This window comes from uncultured Boseongicola sp. (genome assembly GCF_937988555.1).
Classification (GTDB): Bacteria; Pseudomonadota; Alphaproteobacteria; order Rhodobacterales; family Rhodobacteraceae; genus Boseongicola.
Genome location: NZ_CALJXO010000055.1, coordinates 1 through 4,257, shown reverse-complemented (window position 1 = coordinate 4,257; position 4,257 = coordinate 1). Strand labels below are relative to the sequence as shown.

The following is a 4,257-nucleotide window of genomic DNA, read 5'->3' as shown; positions in this document are numbered from 1 at the left end:
TTCTTACAAGGTTGCCAAGGCGCCGCTGAATTCAGACGTGAAGTTCAACATCGTTGTCGGATTTAATATCTGCTTGTTGTCACACAAGAAAACGATATCGCCATGCAAGGACATACCCACCTCGACCGTTCCGTAAGAGATCAGATCGCCGATATGAAGGCCGCAGGTCATGGGATGATGATCCGAACACTCGGCATCGTGCGGGCGAAAGCCAAGATCGGCATCTCCAACATCGTCTACAACACCTCAATTTAGTGCTCGCTGTAAGGTGCGGTTAAGGGCGCTTACGCGCCGCTTTAACAACAGAGCGCTTTTGCCAACGCCGATCAGTTCTATGTTGTTTCGTCAAGTGCGCACGAGACGGATGAGGGGTTCGAAAGCGTAGAGGGCAGATCTACGGCCCGAAGAAGATTCTAACTCCAGAAGTAACCCGGAATCAATTAGTGCGCGTGAAAGGCGCACTGCCGTTGGTTTTGGAATTCCACTGCGACCTGTGAACCGGCTGTTGCGGAAGATAGGGTTCCCGAAAATAAAGTCCTGAGCTCGAGGCGCCCACTGAGAGTTAAGTGTTTTCCTAAACACAGATTTCATCTCCTCGTACAGCTCCGATATAGCATGCGCAGTCTTGAGATTTTGCTCAGCTTGATTGGAAATTGCACGAAGAAAGAATTCGCACCACCCGGTCCAGTCACCCGATGCCGAAACCTGTCGCATTCTCTCAATGTACTCAGACTTGTTCTCTTCGAAAAAAGCACTGATATAAAAGTGCGGTTCTTCAATAAGCCCTTTTTTCCATAGCGATAGGGTGATCAACATCCGGCCGATCCTTCCGTTACCGTCGTTGAATGGGTGCAGCGCTTCGAATTCGACATGAGCCAGCGCCGTACTGAGCAATGGTGGGACATTCTCGTCATTTATGAACTCGACTAGTCGCGCCATGGCAGGAGGTAGCTGTTCCGGGGAGATCGGTGTGAAGTTGACCTCTCTGCGCGCATCGTCTCCTATGTAGTTTTGCTCGGATTTGTACTCTCCGGGATTTTTGGAAGCACCTCGGCCCATTCCCAAGAGGGTTGCGTGAGCTGACCTGATGAGGTGTTCGCTAATAGGGTATCCCTCAATTACGCTCTTTTGTGCCCGCTTGAGTGCCGCCACGTAGAGGACTACTTCGAGCGTCTCAATACGTACGTCTGATGGCCCTTCATCGTCTGTTGCGTCGGCTTCGTATCGGAGTACTTCGTCAATTGTTGAGATAGTGCCTTCCATCCGTGACGAAACAACCGCCTCCTGACCTCGCAGGGGAGTTACAAGGAAGTCACTGTTGTGCAGGCCCTTGAGGGTTTGGTCATACCTAGCTAGGGCCGCACGTGCGTCACCCATAGGCGCAAAAAGTCTTTCGTAGTCAAGTGAGGCTGGTGGGAACTTACCATAGTGATAGTCTACGTTCCCGTCGAAGTTATAGCGTTCCAATGGTAGCCGCATACCACCCCTAGTCTTGTGTTTGTTGAAGCAGTGTTTCTGATCCAGAAGTGCTCTTGAGTACTTTCTACGCCACACAAAGAGCTTTGTAAATCGTTTTTGCCACAAAATGATCCACAAAGAAGTTTGTATAGCGTGAACGAACGCCAACCGGCCTTGTGACTCACTTCGCGGCACAAGTGAGCCACAAGGGCCATGGCCATCCCTGGGACCGAAGTTAGACCTTGGTCCCATAATTCCTCTATAGGATTGCGTATTGCTCGCCAACTCATGTGAGCCGGGATAGCGTCCACCGCTGATTTGCCTGAGTCCCGTTGATGGGGCGGGGTCATTAGTAGGGGATTAGTAGGGGGTGTAACGTCAAACGCTCGCCAACGTGGTCCGACGCCGTCCAAGATCGGGTCGGAAGATAGTCAAGTGATCGTAGGGTGCTATCCGGTATCTGGCGGTACTATACGGTTGCGTCCAAGAGCCGGACGTCAAAATTCGTAATGATGGGGTAGTAGGCTCGAGTCCTATCAGCGGCACCACTTTTTATATTTAGAGCATTGTTTTAATTCGATAAAGTTGTGGCGAGGCTCATCTTCATCCCCCCAAAATTATACACCCTATGAACTTTGTTGCTCGGATGAGCCGTTGCATTGGTTCCGCCGAATTGTGGGCTTCACGGTGAATGAACGGTCATTCGGCTTTTTCAGTCACGAGGCCGAACTGGACCGCTTGCTCATATCCGACCCAAGACATTCCGGTGCTGGGAGTTGTCACAATTAATCGTAGGAACTCTCATGACCCCCCGCAGATTGGATCAACTCGCTGATCCTGAGAAACTCAAAAGCCCCAATCTGACAATCAGCGGCTGGCCATAAGGGTTCTCGGTCGCGTGGGATTCACACGCACAGGGTGGAAAGAGGTTGAGGGATTCAAATTGTAATACTCAACATAACGGCCCCTATGCTCACCAATGCGACAGCGCAGTTAGATTTTCATGCTAAATTTGGGCCGCTGAGATCAGACTACTCTGCGATATCGAACCGGTATCCGGCGTGACAGCTCGTGCAGTTTGTCAGAATACCGCTGAGCTGCCCCAGGACCACAGAGCCGTCTCCCATATCCTCGGCCTCCGTGGCGAGTGCGTCGAATGCATTGTGGGTTGCCATGCCAAGCTTCTTGAACTCCAGAGGCAGCTTTGCGATCAAAGTTACCGGCTCCCCTCCAGCAGATCCCATGCCGACCGACCGGGCTGCAGCCGCCGCACCGTCCATATTTTCTTCCGACAGTTCGAATGTGATGACTTCAACCGCTTCGAGGAGCCCGCGCATCTCTGTGAGCACAAAATCCCGCTCACCCGTCGTCAACAGAATAGATGTGCGTCCGTCGTCGCCTTCAGTCACGTTCCCCCGGACAAAGTACCAAGCCCCCACAAAGAGCACCCCGACCACCAACGTTGTCGTCAGTGCCCAGCAAAACTTGCATGTCGTTCTCATTGGATTTCAATTCCTACCTTCTCAAATGCATTATAGCAGAACGACGAGAGCCTGACTTAAGATTTGATCGCTCGCACTCCCGTGTTCATAAAAACGAGGTAAAGGACGAGATGAAACGTCTTCCCCAAGGGCTCAAACCTTACAAACGGACGCCGACGTTCTCAGCGGAGACGGTACCGGCTGCCCTGCTGCGGGATCACTCAACCAAATCTGGTGTGTGGGGTTTGATCCACGTGGTAAGCGGCGAAGTGATCTATCGGATTGCCGAGACCGGAGTTGAGTATCGGCTGGATCCGGGTGTTTTGGGCGTTGTGGAGCCTCAATCGCTACACTCCGTTGAGCTTTCAGAGCAGGCTGAGTTTTTCGTTGAATTCTGGAAGACTGCGGGATCCTAGACAAACACCGTCAGGCCTGGTGAGGACTTGTCCAGTTGGGTGTATCTGTCCCGCATCTTTTCAGACATTTCATTGCCTTCGACGCAGACCATCCCAAGTTCTTTTGCGTTGGCAGCCCACGTAAGAAGCTCCTCACCGCCGCGGTCGGAAATCGAACAGCCAACCATTCCCAGTTCGTACATGGTGCCAGGAAGCGTGGCTGCCAAATTGATCGCGCCGTCATCTCCGATCATTGTAGCTCAGGCTGAACGACTGCAGTCTGGCATGCTCCACTTTAGACAAAGACCCCAGGGCACTTGCGATGAGTGCTGCGCCATCCGCTGTGATACCAGCTTATCTGAGGTGCACGGAGACACTGGCGGAACCGGAGGTGCCTTGAGCAAGCAGATCGGCCGCTTCCCGACATGCTGAGGTGCCAATCAGCTGCAGAGCTTTCTGAAGGCTTCGTTCAAGAGTCAAACTGGTCGTAGGTGTTGCTGCGTTGGCACTTGCCATTCTGGTTAGCCCGATCAATGCGAAAGAAGGGACGCCAAAGCCAAATTCACGGCGCGTGACGGCTGGCATATTCGGAGGCATCTCAAACATGGCAATGAATTGTTCCCAAAGCGGGCGCGGCAGGCGGCGCCTGAAAACCCAAACTCCGCCATAGGTAAAGCGTGATCAGTGCGCCCCTTGACAGACCCACCGCCCGCGCCCTGTGATGGGTCATGTCACCTATGGAAGAGAATCCATGCCCCTGCGCGCTCCCGCCGTTTTCGCCGCCCTCGCCTTTGCCGTCCCGGCGCTGGCCGACACCACCGTCAGCCATGGCTATTCCGCCTTCGGCGATCTGAAATACGGCCCCGATTTCAGCCATTTCGATTATGCCAACCCCGAGGCGCCGAAGGGCGGCACGATGAGCC

At 53.3% G+C, this 4,257-nt stretch carries 5 protein-coding genes; 2 read left to right on the top strand and 3 right to left on the bottom strand.

Features of this window, described 5'->3' with window-relative positions; all coding sequences use genetic code 11:
• Positions 1-102: 102 nt before the first annotated feature.
• Positions 103-255: a hypothetical protein gene (locus tag Q1B15_RS03480; protein WP_299750208.1), complete on the top strand. Its 153-nt coding sequence runs from the start codon at positions 103-105 to the stop codon at positions 253-255.
• Positions 256-345: 90 nt separating this feature from the next.
• Here the strand turns inward: Q1B15_RS03480 and Q1B15_RS03475 are convergent, their stop codons facing one another.
• Both Q1B15_RS03475 and Q1B15_RS03470 read right to left on the bottom strand, forming a co-directional pair.
• A complete protein-coding gene (locus tag Q1B15_RS03475; protein WP_299750205.1) occupies positions 346-1,467 on the bottom strand; it encodes a Fic/DOC family N-terminal domain-containing protein in 1,122 nt (373 codons plus the stop codon).
• Between the two features lie 1,022 nt (positions 1,468-2,489).
• The gene (locus tag Q1B15_RS03470; protein WP_299750202.1) at positions 2,490-2,960 is read right to left on the bottom strand and encodes a hypothetical protein; all 471 of its coding nucleotides are present in this window, start codon (positions 2,958-2,960) and stop codon (positions 2,490-2,492) included.
• A 110-nt stretch (positions 2,961-3,070) separates the two neighbouring features.
• Between Q1B15_RS03470 and Q1B15_RS03465 the strand changes: the two genes are divergently transcribed.
• Entirely contained in the window at positions 3,071-3,355 is a 285-nt protein-coding gene (locus Q1B15_RS03465) for a DUF1971 domain-containing protein (RefSeq protein ID WP_299750199.1), read from the top strand.
• Here the strand turns inward: Q1B15_RS03465 and Q1B15_RS03460 are convergent.
• Entirely contained in the window at positions 3,352-3,588 is a 237-nt protein-coding gene (locus Q1B15_RS03460; protein ID WP_299750196.1) for a hypothetical protein, read from the bottom strand. The two genes, Q1B15_RS03465 and Q1B15_RS03460, sit on opposite strands and share 4 nt — an antisense overlap.
• Positions 3,589-4,257 lie beyond the last annotated feature (669 nt).